The 22,365-nt window shown below is 67.7% G+C and carries 21 protein-coding genes; all 21 read left to right on the forward strand.

Annotation, left to right across the window (positions count from 1 at the left end; translation table 11 throughout):
- Positions 1 to 4 precede the first annotated feature (4 nt).
- The 21 genes from VF167_12525 to VF167_12625 all read left to right on the forward strand — a co-directional run bounded on the left by VF167_12525 (position 5) and on the right by VF167_12625 (position 22,357).
- Positions 5 to 1,510 (forward strand): NADH-quinone oxidoreductase subunit N, encoded by a 1,506-nt coding sequence (locus VF167_12525; protein HEX6926237.1) that lies wholly within the window; start codon positions 5 to 7, stop codon positions 1,508 to 1,510.
- 119 nt (positions 1,511 to 1,629) lie between these two features.
- Entirely contained in the window at positions 1,630 to 2,661 is a 1,032-nt protein-coding gene (locus VF167_12530; GenBank protein HEX6926238.1) for an alpha/beta hydrolase, read from the forward strand.
- 49 nt (positions 2,662 to 2,710) lie between these two features.
- On the forward strand, positions 2,711 to 2,974 hold the full coding sequence (locus VF167_12535) for a hypothetical protein (GenBank protein HEX6926239.1): 264 nt from the start codon (positions 2,711 to 2,713) through the stop codon (positions 2,972 to 2,974).
- Positions 2,975 to 3,027: 53 nt separating this feature from the next.
- Positions 3,028 to 3,777 carry an electron transfer flavoprotein subunit beta/FixA family protein gene (locus VF167_12540; protein ID HEX6926240.1) on the forward strand — a complete coding sequence of 250 codons (750 nt, stop codon included), beginning with the start codon at positions 3,028 to 3,030 and terminating at the stop codon, positions 3,775 to 3,777.
- Positions 3,778 to 3,827: 50 nt separating this feature from the next.
- Positions 3,828 to 4,808, forward strand: coding sequence for an electron transfer flavoprotein subunit alpha/FixB family protein (locus VF167_12545; GenBank protein HEX6926241.1), 981 nt, complete (start codon positions 3,828 to 3,830; stop codon positions 4,806 to 4,808).
- Between the two features lie 20 nt (positions 4,809 to 4,828).
- On the forward strand, positions 4,829 to 5,272 hold the full coding sequence (locus VF167_12550; protein HEX6926242.1) for a hypothetical protein: 444 nt from the start codon (positions 4,829 to 4,831) through the stop codon (positions 5,270 to 5,272).
- 130 nt (positions 5,273 to 5,402) lie between these two features.
- The gene (locus VF167_12555; GenBank protein ID HEX6926243.1) at positions 5,403 to 8,117 is read left to right on the forward strand and encodes a valine--tRNA ligase; all 2,715 of its coding nucleotides are present in this window, start codon (positions 5,403 to 5,405) and stop codon (positions 8,115 to 8,117) included.
- Positions 8,114 to 9,481 carry an Ig-like domain-containing protein gene (locus VF167_12560; protein ID HEX6926244.1) on the forward strand — a complete coding sequence of 456 codons (1,368 nt, stop codon included), beginning with the start codon at positions 8,114 to 8,116 and terminating at the stop codon, positions 9,479 to 9,481. Before VF167_12555 ends, VF167_12560 begins: the two co-directional genes overlap by 4 nt.
- Positions 9,478 to 10,266: an enoyl-ACP reductase gene (locus tag VF167_12565; protein HEX6926245.1), complete on the forward strand. Its 789-nt coding sequence runs from the start codon at positions 9,478 to 9,480 to the stop codon at positions 10,264 to 10,266. The genes VF167_12560 and VF167_12565 overlap by 4 nt, the downstream gene beginning before the upstream one ends.
- Positions 10,263 to 10,811 carry an HAD family hydrolase gene (locus VF167_12570; GenBank protein HEX6926246.1) on the forward strand — a complete coding sequence of 183 codons (549 nt, stop codon included), beginning with the start codon at positions 10,263 to 10,265 and terminating at the stop codon, positions 10,809 to 10,811. The genes VF167_12565 and VF167_12570 overlap by 4 nt, the downstream gene beginning before the upstream one ends.
- 82 nt (positions 10,812 to 10,893) lie before the next feature.
- Positions 10,894 to 11,241 carry an iron-sulfur cluster insertion protein ErpA gene (erpA, locus tag VF167_12575; protein HEX6926247.1) on the forward strand — a complete coding sequence of 116 codons (348 nt, stop codon included), beginning with the start codon at positions 10,894 to 10,896 and terminating at the stop codon, positions 11,239 to 11,241.
- A gap of 102 nt (positions 11,242 to 11,343) precedes the next feature.
- Complete coding sequence (gene nadA, locus VF167_12580; GenBank protein ID HEX6926248.1) at positions 11,344 to 12,429, forward strand: quinolinate synthase; 1,086 nt, start codon at positions 11,344 to 11,346, stop codon at positions 12,427 to 12,429.
- Positions 12,430 to 12,488: 59 nt separating this feature from the next.
- Positions 12,489 to 13,148: an MBL fold metallo-hydrolase gene (locus tag VF167_12585; GenBank protein HEX6926249.1), complete on the forward strand. Its 660-nt coding sequence runs from the start codon at positions 12,489 to 12,491 to the stop codon at positions 13,146 to 13,148.
- A gap of 98 nt (positions 13,149 to 13,246) precedes the next feature.
- Positions 13,247 to 13,936, forward strand: coding sequence for a phosphoribosylglycinamide formyltransferase (purN, locus tag VF167_12590; protein HEX6926250.1), 690 nt, complete (start codon positions 13,247 to 13,249; stop codon positions 13,934 to 13,936).
- Positions 13,929 to 15,533: a bifunctional phosphoribosylaminoimidazolecarboxamide formyltransferase/IMP cyclohydrolase gene (purH, locus tag VF167_12595; protein HEX6926251.1), complete on the forward strand. Its 1,605-nt coding sequence runs from the start codon at positions 13,929 to 13,931 to the stop codon at positions 15,531 to 15,533. The genes purN and purH overlap by 8 nt, the downstream gene beginning before the upstream one ends.
- Positions 15,534 to 15,549: 16 nt before the next feature.
- A complete protein-coding gene (gene gltX, locus VF167_12600; protein HEX6926252.1) occupies positions 15,550 to 16,938 on the forward strand; it encodes a glutamate--tRNA ligase in 1,389 nt (462 codons plus the stop codon).
- A 193-nt stretch (positions 16,939 to 17,131) separates the two neighbouring features.
- Positions 17,132 to 18,520, forward strand: a complete 1,389-nt coding sequence (locus VF167_12605; protein ID HEX6926253.1) for a tetratricopeptide repeat protein — start codon at positions 17,132 to 17,134, stop codon at positions 18,518 to 18,520.
- Between the two features lie 125 nt (positions 18,521 to 18,645).
- The gene (locus VF167_12610; GenBank protein ID HEX6926254.1) at positions 18,646 to 19,251 is read left to right on the forward strand and encodes a DUF2007 domain-containing protein; all 606 of its coding nucleotides are present in this window, start codon (positions 18,646 to 18,648) and stop codon (positions 19,249 to 19,251) included.
- Positions 19,252 to 19,374: 123 nt separating this feature from the next.
- Positions 19,375 to 20,700: a ribosome biogenesis GTPase Der gene (gene der, locus VF167_12615; GenBank protein ID HEX6926255.1), complete on the forward strand. Its 1,326-nt coding sequence runs from the start codon at positions 19,375 to 19,377 to the stop codon at positions 20,698 to 20,700.
- Positions 20,697 to 21,329, forward strand: a complete 633-nt coding sequence (plsY, locus tag VF167_12620; GenBank protein ID HEX6926256.1) for a glycerol-3-phosphate 1-O-acyltransferase PlsY — start codon at positions 20,697 to 20,699, stop codon at positions 21,327 to 21,329. The genes der and plsY overlap by 4 nt, the downstream gene beginning before the upstream one ends.
- On the forward strand, positions 21,326 to 22,357 hold the full coding sequence (locus tag VF167_12625) for an NAD(P)H-dependent glycerol-3-phosphate dehydrogenase (protein ID HEX6926257.1): 1,032 nt from the start codon (positions 21,326 to 21,328) through the stop codon (positions 22,355 to 22,357). Before plsY ends, VF167_12625 begins: the two co-directional genes overlap by 4 nt.
- Positions 22,358 to 22,365 lie beyond the last annotated feature (8 nt).

The raw sequence follows: 22,365 nt of genomic DNA on the forward strand, positions 1-22,365 counted from the left end.
CAAGATGCAGCTCGATTTCGCGCACCCGTCGGATTATTTCTGGGCTCTGCTGCCGGAGATCGTCCTCTCCCTCTGGGGGATGATGGTGCTGGTGGTCGACGTGTTCCAGAAGGGGAGGGAGCCCATACCGTCGCGGCCGTACATCCCGTGGCTGTCGCTCGCGGGGCTGGTGCTCGCCGGCGTGGCCAACGCCTGGCTGCTGGGCTTCACCGAGGTTGGCACCGCGGGGATGGTGGCCGTGGATGGCTTCCGGGTCTTCGCCAACTTCATCATGCTGGTCGCGGCGGCCATCGCCATTCTGATCTCCATCGGCTACCCTGACCACACCGGGATCAATCGGGGGGAGTTCTTTGCGCTGATCCTGCTGTCCACCGTCGGCATGATGCTGATGGCGGGGACGCGGGACCTGATGCTGCTCTTTCTCGCTCTGGAGCTGATGTCGATCAGCGTGTACGTGCTGGTCGGTTTCAACCGCTCCGATCCCCGCTCCGCCGAGGGCTCGCTGAAGTATTTCCTGCTGGGGGCGTTCTCGAGCGCCTTTCTGCTCTACGGCATCGCGTTGGTCTGGGGTAGCGCGGGAACCACGAACATCTCCGATATCGCCGGGGCGCTCGGCGGAGAGCTCGGCTCCAGCGCGATGTTTCTGACAGGCGCGGCCATGCTGGTGGTGGGGCTTGGCTTCAAGGTGGCGGCCGTGCCGTTCCACATGTGGACCCCTGACGCCTACGACGGCGCGCCCACGCCCATTACCGCTTTCATGGCGACCGGCGTGAAGGCGGCCGCGTTCGCCGCGTTCATCCGCATCTTCGCCGTTGCCTTCAGCGGCAGCTACGAGGTGTGGAGTGAGGTGATCTGGTGGCTGGCGATGCTGACGATGTTCGGCGCGAACCTCGTCGCGGTGACGCAGGGGAGCGTCAAGCGGATGCTGGCCTACTCCTCGATCGCCCACGCGGGCTACCTGCTGGTGGCCCTGCTCGCCGCGAATGCGTATGGCGCCGCCGCGTTCCTCTTCTACCTGCTGGTGTACACCCTGATGACGGCTGGTGCATTCGGCATCGTGATCGCCAACTCGCGCGGCGGACGCGAGCGGATTGCGCTGAAGGATTACGCCGGCTTCGGTTGGGAACAGCCGCTGCTCGGCGCGGTCTTCGCCATCTTCCTGCTCTCGCTGGCCGGTTTCCCGCTGACGGGTGGGTTCGTGGGCAAGGTGTACATCCTGCGCGCGGCTGTCGCGGCGGGATATCAGGGCCTCGCCGTGGCCCTGGTGGTGGCGTCGCTGATCTCGTACTTCTACTACCTGAGGGTGGTGGTGGTGATGTACATGCGGCCGGTGAGCGAGGAGAACGCCGGTCGGCTGCAGGTGCCGGGTCCCCTCCGCTTCGCGGTGTCGCTGGCGGCCGCGGGGGTGATCATCCTCTTCCTCTTCCCGTCGCTCTTCCTCGACGCCGCGCAGCAGAGCGTGTCGGCGATGTTCACGACTCCGGGAGCCTTCTTCGGCTGGTTGCCGTGATCTGACCGTTCGCCGGGAGAATGGCGCAGGAAAGGGGGTCCGGCGCATGCGCCCCGGACCCCCGTGTGCATATCCCTTGCAGAAGACGGTGGGCAGCAAACGATCCGGACGGGAGAGCGATGCCACGCAAGAAGGCGCAGGGGAAATCGGTTCTCGGCACCGCGGGTAAGGCCGCACTGGGCCTTACGGCTGCGGCCGCCGCGGCGTACGGGGCCTACCTTTGGGGGGCACCTGGTCGCAGGCGTCCGGCCACGGAGCTCGGCTATGCGCTCAACCTGAGGCTCCACTATTCCGCCTGGCGTGGGCTCCACTACGCCTACTATTCCCGTCCCGGAACCGGCCGACCCATCGCTATCCTGCACTCGGTAAACGCGGTCGCATCCGCGCATGAGATGCGTCCGCTGGTGCAGCGACTCCAGCGTGAGACCCAGCGTCCGCTGTACGCCCTGGAGTGGATCGGGTTCGGCCACAGCGACCGGCCCGAGATCTCCTATTCGCCGGATCTCCTCGAGGACCAGCTCGAGCACTTCCTCGCCCGGGTGGTGCGGGCGTCCGACGGTGCCGATGTGATCGGGCTCTCGCTCGGGGCGACGTACGCCGCCGAAGTAGCGCGCCGGCGCCCCGACCTCGTGCATTCGCTGGTGGCCATCGAACCGGCCGGCCTCGGCGAAGAGCCGCAGGAGATCGGCAATGCCTGGGCGAAGCTCCTCTTCACCCTTCCGGGTGTGCAGCGTGCCTTCTACGACCGGCTGACCAAGCCGGACGCGCTCTACCGCTTCGCCCGCGAGAACCTCTTCACCGACGAGTTTGGAGTGCCGGAAGAGTACGTCGAATACGGCGCGGAGACCGCCCGCGTGGAGGGCGCCGCCCGCCCGCTCGACGATTTTCTCAACGGGCGGTTCTTCCCCGAGTACGCCCGCGACGCTTTCCTGCACCTGCGCCAGCCCGTGCTCATCATCCACGGCCTTGTGGGAGAGCGACGGATGGAGTCGTACACGGAGCTACCGGAGCTCGCCGCACGCGCCTCCGTGGAGGTGATCCCGTTGCCCACCGGAGCGATGCCCCACTGGGAGCGACCGGGAGTGGTGATGGAGCGGATCCGCGCCTTCTACGAGCAGCATTCAGGGTTGGCGGCCCCCGTCTCCACCTGATGGCGGCCAGCGCGGTACGCCGTCCTCTCGCGAACAGCATCTCGAACGCATGAACCGTCTGCCCCGGGGTACGATCCTGATCGCGTTTCTCAGCCTGCTAGGCGTCGGGTGCGGAGGCTCGGAAGAGCAGGAAGCAGGTTCCAACCCGCCCGAGGACGTGAATCCGCTCACCCGGGAGGAGATCCGCGAGCAGGCGGAGGCGATGTCTCCGGAGGTTGCCGAATCGCTGGGAATCGTCGATACCACCATCAAGGTCCAGAGTCCGGTGTCTCCCGAAAGCGTGCCTCTGGTCGACACCGCCGCCGAGCGCTGATCGTTGCGGCCGCACCCGACCGCCAAACTCCCCGGGAACGATAGGAGAAGCCTGTGAAGATCGTGGTGTGCGTGAAACGCGTCCCCGATACGGAGGCGCGCATCCGGATCGCCGGGGACGGGCGAAGCGCCGACCCCGCGGGGGTGAAGTTCATCACCAACCCGTATGACGAGTTCGCCGTGGAGGCGGCACTCCGGCTACGCGAGGCGGCGGGAGAGGGCGAAGTGGTGGCTCTCACCGTGGGCGGTCCGGAAGCCGCGGAAACGCTGCGGGCCGTTCTCGCCATGGGGGCGGATCGGGCCGTCCTGCTGCGGGCTGAGGGCGCGCCGGAGGGTAATGCGGTCGCCGAGGCGATCGCTGCTGAGCTGCGCGAGCAGTCCTTCGACGTGGCGCTGTTCGGGATGAAGGCGATCGACGACGATCTCCAGGCGGTGGGTGCAATGGTGGGAGAACGGCTGCAGCTCCCGACGGCCACCTCCGTCACCGAGTTCCGCGTCGAAGGCAGTCGGGTGACGGCGGATCGGGAAGTCGAGGGAGGGATAGAGGTGGTCGAGCTGCAGACGCCCTGCGTGCTCACCATCACCAAGGGTCCCTACGAGCCGCGCTATGCCTCGCTCAAGGGGATCATGGCCGCGAAGAAGAAGCCGCTCGAGGAGAAGGAGGCCGCCACCGGCGAAGCACGCTCCCGGGTGGAGTCGCTCTCCTATCCGCCGGAGCGCCAGAGTGGGCGAATCGTCGGCCAGGGCCCGGATGCCGTGCCGGAGCTGGTGCGGCTGCTCCGGGAAGAGGCGAAGGTGATCTGACGCCCGGATTCCAGCCATCCGGAACTCCTACTTCGGAAAGCAACCCGCTTATGCCCAGGATTCTCGCATTCGCCGAAGCTCGTGAGGGAACGATCCGGCCGGTGGCCCGGGAGGCGGTGGCTGCGGCGCGGGCGCTGGCAGCGGCCGGCGATGAGGTAGAGGCGGTGGTCCTGGGCGGCGCCGGCGTGGGCGGCGAAGCGGCCGGGCTGGGGAGCGTGGGCGCGAGCCGGGTGCACGTGGGCGAGAGCGATGCCCTGAAAGCATACTCGCCGGAGGCGTACACCACCGTGCTCGCCGGACTGGTACGATCGGGGGACTACCGGGCGGTGGTGTTTCCGGGTTCCGCCATGGGCAAGGATCTCGCGCCGCGGTTGGCGGCGAGGCTCGGGGCGGGCTACGCCTCCGACTGCACCGGGCTCGAGTTGGAGGGGGAGGAGGTGGTCGCCACCCGGCCGCGCTACGCGGGGAAGGTGTTCGCCAGGGAGCGCATCACGGGATCGCCTGCCGTCGTGACGGTGCGGGGCAATGCCTTCGCGGTCGAGGAGGGGTCGGGGAGCGCCGAGGTCGTGCCGCTGGACCTGTCTCTGAGGGAGGCGGATTTTGGGGCGATTGTCTGCGAGGTACGCTCGGGCGCGGCGGCCAAGCTCGATGTCGCCGAAGCACCCATTGTGGTCTCGGGCGGCCGGGGCCTGCGCGACCCCGCCAACTTCAAGTTGCTGGAGGAGCTGGCCGAAGTGCTCGGGAACGCGGCCGTAGGAGCGTCGCGCGCGGTGGTAGATGCCGGGTGGCGACCGCACTCTGACCAGGTGGGTCAGACGGGAAAGACCGTCGCGCCGCAGCTGTACTTCGCCATCGGGATCTCCGGCGCCATCCAGCACCTCGCCGGCATGCGCACTGCCAAGTACATCGTGGCGATCAACAAGGACCCGGACGCCCCGATCTTCAAGGTCGCTGACTACGGCATCGTGGGTGACCTCTTCGAGATCGTTCCCAGGCTGACGGAGGAGATCCGGCGGCTCCGGAGCTCGTGAACAGGCTCGAGGGCAGGCGAATGCGTCGTCCCTCGCTTTCGACTGTTGCGATCGCGCTCGCGACTATCTCCCTCCTGCTCAACGGCTATCTGCTGTACAAGCTCCTCCACCCCGAGCAGGTGCTGGCGCCCCTGGTGGCCGACCTGACTCGGGAGATGGTCAACGATCAGGGAGAGATCGCCTACGAAGTCCAGATTCCGGCGGGAACGCCCCTCGCACTGGATCTCCCCGTTGATGAGCGCTTCGCGGTATCCGTCGATACCGTCATCCCGCTGAACACCACCATCCAGGTGCCGATACGCGGCCCGCTCGGAATGGCGAACGTACCGGTGCCGATCCGCACGAACATCCCCATCCGGACTCGTCTTCCTCTCCACATCCAGCATACCTTTCAGCTCCGCACGCGGACGCGCCAAGCGATCACCATTCCAATACGCCTGCGGGTTGACGACCTGCTTCCCTGAGGCGCCGCCGGCCGGTTGACCCTTTGCGGGACCTGGCGTAGAATTCGGCCTCCCCAGACCGGCTGCAAACGCCGGCCTCATCGCGGATTCGGACGGGGCCGTAAGGCCCCGTTTTCGCACGACAGGCAGTATGGAAGCGTCGCTCCCGGCACAGTACAACCCGAATGAGACCGAGGGGGCCCTCTATTCCTGGTGGATGGAGCAGGGCTTCTTCCGTGCCGACGCGAATACCAGCCGCGAGCCGTACACCATCGTCATCCCCCCGCCCAACGTCACCGCAGTCCTGCACATGGGCCACGGCCTGAACAACACGATTCAGGACGTGCTCATTCGCTGGCGGCGTATGCAGGGGCGCGAGGCGCTCTGGCAGCCGGGAACCGACCACGCCGGAATCGCCACTCAGAACGTGGTGGAGCGGCGGCTGGCCAACGAAGGCCGCAGCCGCTTCGACCTCGGTCGCGAAGCGTTCGTGAACGAGGTCTGGAAGTTCGTGGAGGAGACCGGCAACACCATCCTGGAGCAGCTACGGGCGATCGGGTGCTCATGCGATTGGCAGCGCACCCGCTTCACCCTCGACGAGGGGCTCTCGCGCGCGGTGCGCGAGGTGTTCGTGCGGCTGTACGAGAAGGGGTTGATCTACCGGGGCAACTACATCATCAACTGGTGCCCCCGCTGCCTGACCGCCCTCTCGGACGAAGAGGCGGAGCCGGAGGAGACGGACGGCAAGCTCTACCATCTTCGCTATCCCCTGGCGACTCCCTCGAACAGCGGGTCGCTACCCACCCTGCCGGACGGCCGCGAGTACCTCGTCGTGGCGACCACGCGACCGGAGACGATGCTCGGTGACGTGGCCGTGGCGGTGCACCCCGAAGATGGTAGGTACTCGGCCGTGGTCGGAGCCGAGGTGGATCTGCCGCTCACCGGCCGCCGCATTCCTGTGCTGGCGGACGATTTCGTCGACCCCGAGTTCGGTACCGGCGCGGTGAAGATCACCCCCGCCCACGATCCGAACGACTTCGATATGGGGCGGCGTCACGGCCTCGAGGCGATCGACGTCATGACGCCCGAGGCGTCCCTGAGCGACCGCGCCCCGGAGCAGTTCCGCGGGCTCGATCGCTTCGCCGCGCGGGCCGCGGTCGTCGAGGCGCTCCAGGCGGCGGGGCTTGTGGAGAAGATCGAGGCGCACCGGCACGCGGTGCCCCACTGCTACCGGTGCAACACGGTCGTCGAGCCGCGCCTTTCCGAGCAGTGGTTCGTCAAGATGAAGCCGCTGGCGGAGCCGGCGCTGGCGGCGGCGCGGGAGGGACGGCTGCGCTTCATCCCCGATCGCTGGACGAAGGTCTACGAGCACTGGATGGAGAACATCCGGGACTGGTGCATCTCCCGGCAGCTCTGGTGGGGGCACCGCATCCCGGTCTGGTACTGCCAGAACTCCGATTGCGGGGAAATGGTCGTGGCGCGCGAGGATCCGGATGTCTGCCCACGTTGCGGAGGGGCGCTCGTCCAGGATCCGGACGTGCTGGACACCTGGTTCTCCTCCTGGCTGTGGCCGTTCTCAACCCTCGGGTGGCCCGACGAAACGCCCGACCTGCAGAAGTTCTACCCGACCCAGACCCTCGTCACCGCCCCGGAGATCCTGTTCTTCTGGGTGGCGCGGATGGTCATGGCCGGGATCGAGTTCCGCGGCGAGGTTCCTTTCTCCGACGTGCTGCTGCACGGCACGGTGCGCGACCACCTCGGCCGGAAAATGTCCAAGTCTCTGGGCAACGGGATCGATCCGCTCGACGTGGTGCAGAGGTACGGCGCGGATGCCCTGCGCTACACGCTCGTATCCGGCATGGGGGTCGGCGCCGACGTCCTGCTCAACTACGAGGACCTCGATTCCACCTTCGCCCCGGGGCGGAACTTCGCGAACAAGCTCTGGAACATCGGCCGGTTCGCGCTGATGAACCTCGGCAACGAGCCCGTGGAAGACCTGGACGACGTCGTGGGCTCGCTCGAGCTGGCCGACCGATGGATCCTCTCGCGCCTGAACCGGGCGGTGGAGGAGGTGACCGATCGGCTGGAGCGCTTCCGCTTGAACGAGGCGGCGCTGACGGGCTACAACTTCTTCTGGGGCGAGCTGGCCGACTGGTATCTGGAGGTCATCAAGCCGCGGTTGCGCGGCGAGATGGGCGATGCCAGCCGCGCGGCGGCTCGTGCCACCCTGGTCCGGGTGGTGGACAACGCCCTCCGTCTGTTGCATCCGATCACGCCGTTCATCACCGAGACGGTGTGGCAGAAGCTGCCGCGCCGGCAGGGGCAGGCTCCCTCCATCATGGTCTCCGAGTGGCCGCAGGCGGAGGCTCGCTGGCGCGATTCTGAGGCGGAGGCGCGGTTCGGCCAGCTCCAGGAGGTGATCGCGACCGTGCGGAACCTGCGGGCGGAGTACGGCATCCAGCCCGGTACGCGGGTGCGTCTACGGGTGAGTGACTCGAGCGGTGAGCTCTCGCGCCTCCTCGCCGACAGTGCGCGCGCGCTGGCCGACCTGGCCCGGGTGGAAGAAGTGACGGAGGGGACGGGATTGGGGTCGATCGGCGCGAGCGCGGTGCTGCGCTCCGGGGCCGAGCTGTTCCTGCCGCTGGAAGGTGTCATCGACCTGGAGAAGGAGCGCGCGCGCCTGCGAGCGGAGCTGGAGCGCACGATCTCTCTCGCCACGAGCGCGCGGAAGCGACTGGAGAACCAGAACTTCGTCTCCCGAGCTCCCGCCGAGGTGGTGGAGCGAGAGCGCGAGAAGCTGGCGAGCGTGGAGGAGCAGCGCGGCAAGCTGGAGAGAGCGCTTCGCGCCCTGGAGGGTCAGGGGTGATCGGTGGTTGGCGTTCACTGCGGCGCGCGGCGTTGCTGCTGGTGCTGGTCGCATGCGCGCAGATCGAGCCGCCGCCAGGAGGGCCCGAGGACCGGTCGCCGCCTCAACTTGTCATGCAGCAGCCGGACACCCTGGCAGTGGTTCCAGGGTGGAACCGGCCGGTGATCTTCCGCTTCGACGAGCGCATCTCGGAGCAGCAGGTGGAGCAGTCGGTGATGGTGTCGCCCCGTACCAGCCCGGTGGTGGTGGATCGGGGCTCGCGCGAGATCCGGGTCTCGCTGCGACGTGGCTGGCAGCCCAACACCATCTACCAGGTCACCGTGCGGCCGCAGATCCAGGACCTGTTCAATAACAGGATCCGCGAACCGCTGCAGATCGTCTTCTCCACCGGCCCCGAGATTCCGCAGACCCGATTCGCGGGGATCGTGCGCGATCGGATCACCGGCGAGCCGACGGTCGATGCTCGCGTGGAGGCCATCCGTACCGCGGATTCGCTCGTCTACGCCGTGCCGTCCGATAGCACAGGCCGGTTCGAGTTCGCCTACGTGCCGGAAGGGGAGTACATGATCCGGGCGTACTCGGACAACAACCTCAACCGGAGTCCGGACTCGTTCGAGCCGCGGGACAGCCTGACGGCAACGATCTCGATCGCCGATACGGCGGCGGTCGAGGCGCCGGTAGAGCTGAGCGTCGTGCTTCCCGACAGCACGCCTCCGAAGATCGCTTCCGCACGACTGGCTGGAGAGCGTCGGGTGGAGGTTCGTTTCGACGACTATCTCGACCCGGCCCAGGAACTCCAGCCGGGATCCGTGACCCTCACCGGTCCGGATAGCACTTCGGTGGCCATCGACACCGTGACGATCGGTGAGCCGCCGGAGGAGGAAGCGCCAGATACCGCCGCTGCCCCAGCGCCCGGCGCTGAGCCTGCCCAGCCGCCCGCGGCCGCACCGGACACTGCTGCCGCTCAGCCCGGGGCGGAGCCTGCTCCGCCGCCGGTGGCAGCGCCCGACACCGCGGCGCCGGACACCGCCGCCGACACGGCCGGGGCCGCGGCCGACACGGCTCGCGTGCTCCCGTCGCAGCTGCTCGTTATACGGCTGCCGGAAGGGGTGCAGCTCACTCCAGAGGCCAAGTACACAGTTGCGGTGACGGGCGTACGGAACGTCGTGGGACTCACGGGTGACTCGCAGGCGGAGTTCACCGCTGAGCCTCCCTCCGTCGAGGAGGCGGGGGAGCCGGAACCGGAAGCGCCAGCGGATGACGTTCCCGACGCCGAGCCGGAGGAGCAGCCCGAGCCGGGCCCGTCGGCGGACGCCGTGCCTGATACCGAACCGGATCCAGAACCTGAACCGATCATACCATGACTGAATCCAGCCCGCTCGCCGGCCTCCTGAAGGGCAAGAAGGGCCTCGTCGTCGGCGTTGCGAATCAGAACTCCATCGCGTGGGCCTGCGCGCGTGCGCTGCACGGCGCTGGGATGGAGCTCGCCTTCACCTTCCAGGGGGAGACGATGCGGGAGCGGGTCCGGAAGACCACCGCCGAGCTGGGCGAGCCCATACTGTACGATCTGGACGTGCAGCGCGACGACCAGATCGAGAGTGTCTTCGCCGAGGTGAGGGAGCGCTGGGGGCAGCTCGACTTCCTCCTGCACTCCGTCGCCTTTGCGCCCAGGGCGGCCATGGCGAACCCCTTCATCGAGACTACGCGCGCTGACTTCCTGACCGCGCACGATGTCTCCGCTTACTCGTTGGTGGCGCTCACGCGGGCGGCCGCCCCGATCATGCCGGAAGGCGGCAGCATCGTGACGATGACCTACTACGGCTCCGAGAAGGCGGTGCCGGGTTACAACGTCATGGGGGTGGCCAAGGCCGCGCTGGAGGCCGCGGTGCGATACCTCGCGGTGGACCTCGGGCCGCGCGGAATCCGCATCAATGCCGTCTCCGCGGGGGCGGTGAACACGCTCGCCGCCCGGGGCGTGGCCCACTTCCGCGAGCTCCTGAAGATCACCGCCGAGCGCTCTCCGCTGCGCCGCGCGATCGAGGTCGACGAAGTCGGCAACGCCACGCTCTTCCTGGCGTCGCCTCTCTCCACCGGGATGACCGGAGAGACCATGTACGTCGACGCGGGCTTCCACATCACGGCGGGGTGAAGACCGGCAGGACGGCCGCTTTTCTCGACCGCGATGGCACCATCGTGGTCGACCGCGATTATCCGGGCGACCCGGACGAGGTCGAGCTGATCGATGGTGCCGCCGAGGCGATTCGCCGGCTGCGCGAGAACGGGATCCTGGTCCTGGTGGTCACCAACCAGTCGGGTATCGGCCGCGGCCTCATCACCGAGGATGATTTTCGGGCAGTGCAGGCACGCATGGAGAGTCTCCTGGCGCACGAGGATGCCCGGCTGGACGGGGCATACCACTGCCCGCATGCGCCCGACCGGGTTCCTCCCTGCGACTGCCGCAAGCCGGCGCCGGGTCTGTACCTGCGTGCGGCGGAGGAGCACGGAGTCGACCTCGCACGCTCCTACTATGTCGGCGATCGGCTCCGCGACGTGCTGCCCGGCGCTGAATTCGGAGGTAGGGGCTACCTGATTCGTGGAACCGAGGCGGTGGGGGAGGAAGATCTCCCCCCCGGGGTGCAACTGGTAGGCTCCTTGCTCGAAGCCACGGAACGGTTGCTCGCCAACCGGGTTTAATTGACCGGTCGTGGCGGTTTCGTTATGTTTCGACACTGCCTTATCCCGAATTCCAAGCGCTATCAGAAGGTATAGGGGGAATATGGAGACTCAGAACGCTGCTGGGATCACGGTAACCCCCACGGCCGTTGCCGAGGTTCGGCGTTATATGGAGGAGAACGGCGCCAGCGAGGACTCCGGCCTGCGGGTCGGTGTGCTTCCGGGAGGCTGCTCCGGCTTCCAGTACGGCCTCAACATCGAAGAGGAGCCGGCCGAGGACGATCTGGTGCTCGAGTCGAACGGGCTCCGTCTCTTCGTGGACCCGTTCAGCATGCAGTATCTCGGCGGCGTCGAGATCGACTACGTCAGCACGTTCCAGGGCTCGGGTTTCACCTTCAATAATCCGAACGCCACGGGTGGCTGTGGCTGTGGCAGCTCGTTCACGGTCTGAGCCGAACCGGGTCGGATTTCGTGGGCCCGCGGAGAAGGCTCCTGCGGGCCCGCTCGTTTATGAGCGACGTTCTCTTCGTCCACTCAGGACCCCGGGCGAACATTGATTCATCTAGCCGACGCACTGCGCACCCCGCTGGACTACGCGAGGCTTCCGCACGAGGAGCTCGTTGATCGCATCGCCGCGCGGAAGGCGGAGCTGAACGCCGTCATCCTGGGTCACAACTACCAGCGCGTGGAGATCCAGGCGGTCAGCGACTTTCTCGGCGACTCCCTGGGGCTTTCACAGGAAGCCGCCGAGACGGATGCCGACGTGATCGTCTTCTGCGGTGTGCACTTCATGGCGGAAACCGCCAAGATCCTGTCGCCGCAGAAGATGGTGCTGATGCCCGACCTCCGTGCGGGCTGTCCGATGGCGGATTTCGTGACCGCCGACGGCCTGCGCCAGCTCAAGACGCGGCTGCCGGAGGCCGCCGTAGTCTCCTATGTGAACTCGACGGCGGAGGTCAAGGCGGAGTCCGACATCTGCTGCACCTCCTCCAATGCGGTGAAGGTGGTCGAATCGTTCGCGCCGGACCGCACCATCCTCTTCGTGCCCGATCGCAACCTCGCGCGCTACGCCGCGCAGCGTAGCGGCCGTGCCTACCTGACCACCACGGAGCTGTCGCGAGAGGATGTGGATGTACCCCCCGGGGCCATCGTCGCGTGGGACGGATACTGCTACGTTCACGATGATCTGGTCCTGGACGAGCTGGCCCAGGCACGCGCGAAGTATCCCGACGCCAAGGTGGTGATCCACCCGGAGGCGCGGCGCGAGCTTCTCGACGAAGCCGACTATGTCTCTTCCACCTCGAAGATGGTGGAGATCGCCGAGCAGCACGACACGCTGATCATCGGCACCGAACGCGGCCTCATCGATCGGTTGAAGCAGCGCTTCCCCGAGAAGACGCTGATTCCGCTCTCGGGCGCGGCGATCTGCGGTAACATGAAGATGAACACGCTCGCGAAGCTCGCCTGGTCGCTCGACCACCAGCAACACGAGATCGTGCTCGACGAGGAGGTGCGGTCGCGCGCGGAGCAGTCGCTCCGGCGCATGCTCGAGCTCTCTGGCGGCTGGAAGGCGCCGAGCGCCGAGGAGGCGGCACTGGAGGAGGCCGGTGTTCGACGGAGCGGTTGCGGCTGCGCATGAGTCGGTAGCGGGGTTCCTGAGAGGCGGATCGGCGGGCCGCCGCCGTGAAGCGCAGTGCCATGAGTGGTGACATCATCGTCCGCTCGTTCAGCGGGGGCGTCTTCAACCAGAACGGCTTCCTGGTCTCCTGCGCCGGAACACGCGCCTCGATCCTGGTGGACCCGGGCGCAGCGGTCGCTCGGATGCTCGACGCGGCCGAGACGTCACGCCTCAGCGTGGAGGCGATCGTCCTCACCCACGCTCACATCGATCACGTCGAAGGCGTTGCAGCGGCCCGGCGGGCCACCGCGGCGCCGATCTGGCTCCACCGCGAGGATCGGCAGCTCTACGAGTCCGTGCCCCTCCAGGCGCAGTGGTTCGGGGTGCAGGTGGAGCCGCTTCCGGAGGTCGACCACTTCTACGACGATGGTGACCTCGTCGAGTTCGGCGACTGCTCGCTGACGGTTCGCTTCACCCCCGGGCACGCGCCCGGCCACGTGATCCTGGTGGGAGACGGCCTCGCCCTGGTGGGGGACTGCGTGTTCAACGGATCGATCGGGCGCACCGATCTGCCGGGCGGTGACCTGGCCACGCTGATGCGCTCGATCCGGGAGAAGATCCTCACTCTCCCCGACGAGACCGTGCTCTACCCCGGGCACGGCCCCGAGACCACGGTGGGTCACGAGCGGGTCAGCAATCCCTTCCTCATCCCCAACTATGGTGGCGGGAGCTTCGCCTGAGGCCCCGTCACTTCCCGGACGGGCGAGCGTTGACGCCCCGGGTACCCCCGTCTAAGTTGGCGCCCGCCGAGCCGTATCCACCACCTAGACAACAAAACATGCCGGTCCGAATTGCGGTCCTCGCCTCGGGCGGAGGTACGAACCTGCAGGCGCTGATCGACCGCTTCCATTCGGGGCAGGAGGCCCCGGCACGGGTCGAGCTGGTCGTGGCGAGCCGCCCGGGAATCGGTGCGCTTGCGCGCGCCGAGAAGGCCGGGATCCCGAGCGTGGTTCTCCCCCCAGCCGAGACGCCCGGCTCGCACCTTCTCGAGCTGCTGGAGCGGTATCGCATCGACCTGGTGGTGCTCGCCGGCTATCTACGGCAGGTGCCAGACGAAGTGGTCGCGGCCTACCGCCGTCGGATGCTGAACGTCCATCCCGCCCTCCTGCCCGCTTTCGGCGGCAAGGGGATGTACGGGATGCACGTTCACCGGGCGGTACTCGCCTCCGGGGTGAAGGTGACCGGCGCGACGGTCCACCTCGTGGACGAGCACTACGACGAAGGGCCGATCCTGGCGCAGTGGCCGGTGCCGGTGCTCCCGGGCGATGACCCGGAGACGCTGGCGGCGCGCGTCCTCCGCGTGGAGCACCTGCTGCTTCCATTGGCGGTCGAGGCGTATGCCTGTGGTGGACCGCCGGCGCCAATGACCGACCCGCTCGCGTTCGAGCTGCTGGGAATCGAGCGCCCGAGCGTGGATTCCGTCGCGCGCCTCGCGGCCGCGACCTGCAAACCTGTTTCTGGTGAATAAACGCATGCCGCGCGCATTGCTGAGCGTATCGAACAAGGCCGGACTCGTGCCTTTCGCGGGAGAGTTGAGCCGGCGGGGATGGGAGCTGCTTTCGACGGGAGGAACGGCCCGCGCGCTGCGGGAGGCGGGGCTGACCGTCACCGACGTCAGCGAGGTGACGGGCCACCCGGAGATCATGGACGGGCGGGTGAAGACCCTGCACCCGGCGGTGCACGCCGGTCTGCTGGGGCGTCGCGGGCATCCGGGGGACGAGGCGCAGATGGCGGAGCTCGGCTACGCCCCGATCGACATGGTGGTCGTCAACCTCTACCCATTCCAGGAGACGGTCGCCCGCGAAGGGGTGACCCGGGAGGAAGCGATCGAGCAGATCGATATCGGCGGGCCCTCGATGCTCCGCTCGGCCGCGAAGAACCACGAGAGCGTCTGGGTGGTGTGTGACCCCGACGACTACTCCCGCGTGCTGGAGGCGCTGGACGATGAGCAGGACGCGGCGCTCGCTCTCCGGCGCGAGCTGGCGGTACGGGTCTTTGCGCACACCTCGGCATACGACGCCGCCATCGCTGCGTACCTGGGGTCCTCGACCGTCCGGGAGCAGACCCCTGACGCGGCTTCGGAACAGGCGTCGGATGCAGCCCCGGCGCTGCCGTCGACCCTGCAGCTCGGGCTGGCGCGTGTGCAGAATCTCCGGTATGGCGAGAACCCCGATCAGGCGGCGGCCTTCTACCGGGATCGCTCCGCCAGCGGCGGCTTCCCGCAGGCTCGACAGCTAAACGGCAAGGCACTCTCGTACATCAACCTGCTGGACGCGGATGCGGCAGTGACCGCGGTTTCGGCCTGGACGCCGGGGGAGATCGCGGCCTGCTGCATCGTGAAGCACGCCACGCCGTGCGGGGTCGCGGTCGGGTCGAGTGTGGGCGAGGCGTACCGGAAGGCGCTCGCAACCGATCCGGTGAGCGCGTTCGGCTCCGTCATCGCCTTCAACCGCGCGGTGGACCTCGAAGCCGCGGAGCTGATGCGCGGGAACTTCATTGAGGTGATCGTCGCGCCGGGATTCGCGCCGGAAGCGGTGGAGCTGCTCACCGAACGCAAGAACCTGCGCCTCCTCGAGCTCCCCGAAGGCGGCAGCGAGGGCATCCTCGACCTCCGCACGGTTCGTGGAGGGGTGCTGGTGCAGGAGCGGATGCGGATGGACTTCCCGGAGGAGGGGTGGAGGGTCGTTACTCGGCGGGCGCCGGAGGCGGGGGAGTGGGAGGACCTGCGCTTCGCCTGGCGGGCGATCGCCACGGTTAAATCGAACGCGATCCTGATCGCGCGCGAGGGCGCGACCCTGGGAATCGGGGCGGGGCAGATGAGCCGCGTCGACGCCTCTCGCATTGCCGTGATGAAGGCGGGGGACCAGGGGCACGACCTGAAGGGAGCAGCGCTCGCCTCCGACGCTTTCTTCCCCTTCCGTGATGGGGTGGATGCCGCGGCCTCCGCCGGGATTTCCGCGATCATCCAGCCGGGCGGCTCCGTGCGCGACGAGGAGGTCATCGCCGCCGCCGACGAGCACGGACTGGCGATGGTCTTTACCGGGCGGCGGTTGTTCCGGCATTGAGAGTGGGCTGATCTTCATGAGCGCTGGCTCCGCTCCTCGCTTTCGCTTCGCCCCCAGTCCGACGGGGCAGCTGCACGTCGGCAACGCGCGCACCGCCATCCTCAACTGGCTGCTCGCGCGGCATCATGGTGGCGCCTTCGTGCTGCGCATCGAAGACACCGACGTGGAGCGGAACGTGGCGGACGCGGAAACCGCGATCCTGGAGGACCTCCGCTGGCTGGGGATGGACTGGGACGAGGGGCCGGAGGTGGGTGGCCCTTACGGGCCCTACCGCCAGAGCGAGCGGGTGGAGGAGCACCGCGCGGCGGCGGAGGCGCTGCTACGAAGCGGGAACGCCTACGTCTGCACCTGTCCTCCTGCTCCCGAGACGGGAGCGGAGCGTCGGGAGCGCTGCCCCTGCGCCGATCGCGGCGATATCGAGTGGCGGCCGGGGACGAGTGTGCGCTTCCGCGTGCCCGATCGGGAGGTTCGCGTCGTCGACCAGGTGAGGGGGGAGGTGGTGTTCCCGGCAGGGAGCATAGAGGATTTCGTGCTCCTGCGTGGCAACGGTCGCGCGACCTACAATCTCGCGGTCACGGTCGACGACGCAGCCATGCGGATCACCCACGTCGTCCGCGCCGTCGATCATCTCACCAACACGCCCAAGCAACTCCTGATCTACGGGGCGCTAGGCAAAGAGCCGCCCGTCTTCGCCCATATTCCCTTGATCCTGGGCGAGGATCGTCAGAAGCTGTCCAAGCGGCACGGCGCGACTTCCGTTGGAGAGCATCGCCAGCTGGGCTTCATGCCCGAGGCGCTGTTCAACTACCTCTCCCTGTTGTCCTGGTCCTCGCCTAGTGGCGAGGAGTATCTGCCGCGGGAGCGACTGATCGAGGAGGTCGACCTCGGGCGTGTCGGCAGCAGCGACGCGATCTTCGATCGTGAGAAGCTGCGCTGGTTGTCATCGAGGTACATCCAGGAGCTTCCGACGGAAGTGCTGGCGGAGCGCCTGCGCGACTTTCTGAATCCGGAGCGCTTCGGGCTTGCGCCCGAGCAGATGACGTCCGTCGCCGAGCTCCTGCGCAAGCGCATCTCCATCCTCTCCGAGGCGGAGGGGCAGCTCGCCTCCTTTCTCAACCCGCTCGCGGGAGAGCGCCGCGCCGCCCGGGAGGCGGCCCTCGCGGATCCCGCCGCGCGGCAGGCGATCACGGCTGTTCGTGCCCGGCTCGAGGCCCTTCCGGAGTGGACCGAAGCGGACGTCGACGCGGCCATCCGTGGTGCCGGCAAGGACATCGGAATCAGGGGGCGAGCCCTCTTCCAACCGGTCCGTCTGGCGCTCACCGGCGAGGAGCATGGACCCGAGCTCGGGCGGGTGGCGTACCTACTGGGGAGGGAGCGGGCGCTGGCGCGGTTGAAGGTGGAATAAACTGTTTGACTGGCGTCCGCGAAGCCTCTAGTTTGCTGGATGTTCTCAGTCCGGCGAGGCTGGCGGCGATGGCCCAAGGCTGCCGGTCGAATCGTATCGTCAGTCAGAGTGGCCCCGGACGGCGCTGGATCGTCTCTCGATCGATCCACATGCTCCGTTCCGGAGAAAATCATCCTTCCTGGAGGATTAACCTATGAGATTTAGTCGAGGACTGGTTCTCACGCTGGCAATCGGGCTCGTCGCCGGCGCCTGTGCGGCGGGGAGCGCCGGTGGTGGCGGGCCGTCCGTCTCGCCGACCGGCAAGACCTATCCTCCAGGGACGCGCCCCTCGGAGAGCAGGTACACGACGCCGATCAAGCTGTACATCGCGCAGGGTCAGTTCGAGCAGGCGCTCCAGGAGGCGCAGCAGGCAGTCGCCGCTGACTCGGCGAACCCGCAGCACTACTTCCTCCTGGGACAGGCGTACGTGGGCGTGGACAACTACGCCGCGGCCGACTCGGTGTGGAAGATCGCCGAGCGGATCTACCCGGCCTACGAGCTCCAGATCGAGCCGGAGCGGGAGAACGCCTGGGCGGAGGCCTTCAACGAAGGGGTGAACGCCTACAACGCGAACGATACCCAGACCGCCAGGCAGGCCTGGGAGCGGGCGAATACGATCTTCAAGAAGCGCCCCGAGGCCTTCCAGAATCTGGCCGCCATCTACACGCAGGAGGGCAACTACCAGGAGGCCATCACGGCCTACCGCGCCGCGCTCGAATCGGTCGACTCGTTGCCCGCGTCCCGGGTGCTCGAGGAGGCGGAGGTCGCCGAGCGTCAGGAGGCCAAGGCCAGCATCCAGGAGAACCTGGCGGAGCTGCTCCTCTTCACCAACCAGTATGCCGAGGCAGAGGCTCTCTTCCGCCAGCAGCTTGAGGCGGATCCCGAGAATGTCGCTCTGCAAGGCAAGCTCGCCGCCGCCATCGCCGCCCAGGAGGGGCGCGCCGCGGAGGCGCAGGCGATGTACAATGAGCTGCTCGGCCGCAGCGACCTGGACCCGGCTACCTTGATGGAAATCGGGGTCGCGCTCTTCCAGGCGCAGGACTACCCTCGGGCCGCGCAGGCTTTCGAGCGGGTGACGCAGGCCCGGCCGAATGCACGCGACGCCTGGTACAACCTCGCGAACGCGCTGTACGCCGCCGAGAGCTGGCAGGAGCTGGTGCCCGTTGGTGAGCGGCTGATCGAGCTGGACCCGCTCAACTACGACGCCTCGCTCATCCTCGCTCGGGCATACCGCGACTCGGGCCAGAATGAGAAGGCGCTGGCCGAGCTGGAGCGGATGGAGGCGGCTCCCATCAAGCTGCAGAAGCTGGAGACCCGGCAGGGCTCCAACCAGACCACCGTGCGGGGCGAGGTGATCGGCAACCAGGCCGCGCAGGGAACGCAGGTGCAGCTGCAGTTCACCTTCTACGGTGAGGGCGGCACGCAGATCGGCACGCAGATGGCGACGATCCAGGCGCCCGCCAAGGACACCACCGCGCCGCTCGAAGTGAGCATCCAGACGCAGACGCCGGCTGTCGGCTACAGCTACACGCTGGTAAACTGATCGGCTGGCGGAGCGAGCTCCCGGGCGGGTTCCCCCGAGGCGGGACCCGCCCTTTTTGCGCGCGTGCGGCGCACGCTTCTTGCGGCCGCGCCGCCTCGAAACTGCTTACCTTTTACGGGGATCCAATGCAGCAGTGTCCCTCGTGTAACGCGGAGTTCCCGGACCACCTCGCGCAGTGTCCGAGTTGCGGAGAGGCCGTCTCCGACGAGCCGGTCTACGTGTGCGAGCGTTGCGGTGAGCAGTACAGCGGAGGAGATTCCTGCCCCACTTGCGGTACGCTGCGGGAAACGGTCATGTGCCACCTCCATCCGGACCGCGAGGCGCGTTACCGCTGCGTGGTGTGTGGACGTGCCCTCTGCGAGGCATGCCGCGCCAGCGAGGGACGGGCGGCACTCTGTGCCGATCATGCCGAGGTACGCGTCATCGAGGGCTGGGCGCAGGTCTACAGCGCCACCTCCGACTTCGAGGCGCAGCTCCTCCGCGACAACCTGCGCGCGGAAGGGATCGATTCCCAGATCTACTCCCAGCGGGATCGGGCCTTCTCGGTGGATCTCGGTGAGCTGAGCATCGTCCGGCTGCTCGTGCCGGTGTGGGAATACGAACGGGCCCTGCAGGTCATCCGGGAGCACATGGACAGCGCGGGGGAAGTGGTCTTCGCCTGTCCCTCGTGCGGAGAGGCGTTCGACCCCGGCGCTCAGGAGTGCGCGAGCTGCGGAGCCCCGCTCGCCTGAGGCTTCCCTCCGTTGACACGCCGCCATCGCTGCATACCTTCCGCCCCTCCCGGGAGGTGGCGGCGTGCCCTCTGTCGCCCCGGATCGCGGCTTTTCCATGGCTGAAGGGATCGAGGCACTACCGTGAAGTTACCCGTCGTGGCGGTGGTCGGCCGCCCGAACGTCGGCAAGTCCACCTTCTTCAACCGGGTGGTGGGAGAGCGAATCGCCATCGTCGAGGACCGACCGGGGGTCACCCGGGATCGGAATTTCGCCCGCGCGGACTGGAACGGCCGGCACTTCTATATCGTCGACACTGGCGGGATGGTCGAGGGATCGGACGAGCCGATGGACAGGCTCATCCGCCAGCAGGTGCTGGCCGCCATAGAGGAGGCCGACGTGGTGGTGTTCATGGTGGACGGGAAGGAGGGTCCCAATCCCCTCGACTACGCTGTCGCCGAGCGGCTGCGTCGCTCCGACCGCCCGGTGCTTCTGCTCGTCAACAAGGTGGACAATCTCGGCTCCCCTACCGCACTCCAGCACCACGACTTCTGGGACCTTGGCCTGGGTGAGCCGCTGCCCGTGAGCAGCCTCAGCGGCAAGGGAAGCGGCGATGTGCTCGATGCCATCGTCGAGCGACTGCCGTCGGCTGGCGAGGCGGAGGAGGAGGACGCCCTGCGCGTGGCGGTGGTCGGCGTGCCCAACGTCGGCAAGTCGAGCTTCGTCAATCGCTTGCTGGGCGAGGAGCGGCTGGTGGTATCGGAGGTGGCGGGGACCACCCGGGATGCCATCGACACCCCCCTGCAGTACCACGGCCGAAAGCTCATCTTCGTGGACACCGCGGGGCTGAGACGTCAGTCCCGGGTGCACGAGAGCGTTGAATATTACAGCGCCCTTCGCACCGAGCGCTCCATCGAACGGGCGGACGTCTGCCTGCTCCTCGTGGACGCCACCGAGCCGATCCATCAGCAGGACCTGCGCATCGCGCAGAAGGCGTGGGATGCCGGGTGCGGTCTGATCATCGTGGCCAATAAGTGGGACCTGGTGGAAAAGGACACGATGACTGCGCCCAACTTCGAGAAGGCCCTTCGCGAGAAGGCCCCTTTCCTGGAGTGGGTACCCATCATCTTCACCAGTGCCGTCACGGGGCTGCGCGTGCAGAAGACGCTCGACCTCGTCCTCTCCGTGCAGGAGCAGCGCGCGCGGCGCATCCCCACCCACGAGGTCAACGAAGTCCTGAACCAGTTAGTGACGCGGACGCGTCCGCCGCAGTACCAGGGGCACCCGGTGCGCTTCTACTACGCGACGCAGGTGGCCATCGAGCCCCCCACCATCGTGGCCTGGACCAATCTGCCCGAAGGAGTGCCGGAGAGCTATTTGCGTTACCTCCACAACGGCTTCCGTCGCGCCTGGGGCTTCATGGGAGCGCCGCTCCGGATCCGCCTGAAACGGCGGGGAGAGGAGTCATGATTCCCGCGCTCCTGGCGCTCGTCAGCTACCTTCTCGGCGCGATCCCGACCAGCTATATCGCCGGCCGCTGGACGCGCGGGATCGATCTGCGCAAGCACGGGAGCGGGAATCTAGGGGCAACGAACACTTTTCGGGTGCTCGGGGCGCGCGTCGCGGCCCCCGTCATGGTGGTGGACGTGGCCAAGGGCTTCCTGCCCACCCTGCTCTTTCCACGTTGGGACGGCACCCCCGAATGGAGCTGGGTACTGGCGTACGGGGCCGCGGCCGTTCTGGGTCACGTCTTTCCCGTCTACATGCGCTTCCGAGGTGGAAAAGGGGTGGCCACCGGGGCCGGGGTCTTCCTGGCGATCGCGCCGCGAGCCGTCCTGCCGGCGGTGGTCGCCTGGCTGGTGGTGCTGAAGCTCTCGAGGATGGTATCGCTGGCTTCCATTACCGCCGCCGTGACGCTGATCGCGGGCCTGCTCGTCACCGAGGACCGGCTACCGGTGCTGCTGACCGGTGTGGCGATTTCGTTGTTCGTCATCTACGCCCACCGCTCCAACATCCGCCGGATCATGCGCGGGGAGGAGCACCGGTTCGGGGGCGGGCGGGCGCGCCCCGAGCCGGAACCGAGGCGAGAGGAATCATGAGCGACCAGCGGATCGCGGTGATCGGTGCCGGGAGCTGGGGAACGGCGCTGGCCAACCTGCTGGCGAAGAAGGGGCTGCAGACCGTCCTCTGGTCGTACGAACGCGAGGTCGCCGAAGCGATCCGTCTGGAGCACCGCAACCCGCGGTACCTGAGCGAGGTGGTCCTCGACCCGTCCCTGCAGGTGACCGACTCGATTCCGGAGGCGGTGCGCGGAGCCTCGATCGTAGTCTCGGTGAGCCCGTCGCACGTGGTGCGAGCGGTGATGGGCGAGGCGGCACCTTATATCGAGGAGGGCGCGTTGGTGGTGAGCGCCTCCAAGGGGATCGAGGAGCATTCGTTGCTCACCATGGATGGCGTCCTGCGGGAGGTGTTGGGAGAGGCGCACGCGCGTCGCACCGCCTTTCTCTCCGGGCCGAGCTTTGCGTTGGAGGTAGCCCTGGAGTACCCCACCGCCGTCACCATGGCGTCGCACGACCTGGCTTCGGCGCGGCGGGCGCAGGGGCTCTTCCAGACCGACTACTTCCGCGTCTACACTAACCCCGACGTTGCGGGGGTCGAGCTCGGCGGGGCGCTGAAGAACGTGATCGCGATCGCCGCGGGCGTAGTGGATGGTCTCGGCTACGGGCACAACACGCGAGCAGCGCTGATCACCCGCGGCCTTGCCGAGATGACGCGTCTGGGCGTGGCGCTCGGAGCGGATCCGCTGACTTTCGCTGGTCTGGCGGGGATGGGGGACCTCATCCTTACCTGCACCGGCGCCCTGAGCCGGAACCACTCAGTCGGCGAGGAGCTGGGGAAGGGGCGGCCGATCGACGAGATTCTGGCGGGCATGACGATGGTGGCCGAGGGTGTGCGCACCTCCCGCGCGGCCCGGGCGCTGGCGGCGCGTGCGGGCATCGAGATGCCGATCGTGGAGGAGGTCTACGCGGTGCTGTACGAGGGGCGATCGCCGCGGGAAGCGCTGGAGAACCTGATGTTGCGTGAACCGAAGCCGGAGCAGTGGAGCCAATGGGAGCGGCGGAAGTAGGGGGGGAC

Source organism: Longimicrobiaceae bacterium, from assembly GCA_036375715.1.
Taxonomy (GTDB): domain Bacteria; phylum Gemmatimonadota; class Gemmatimonadetes; order Longimicrobiales; family Longimicrobiaceae; genus DASVBS01.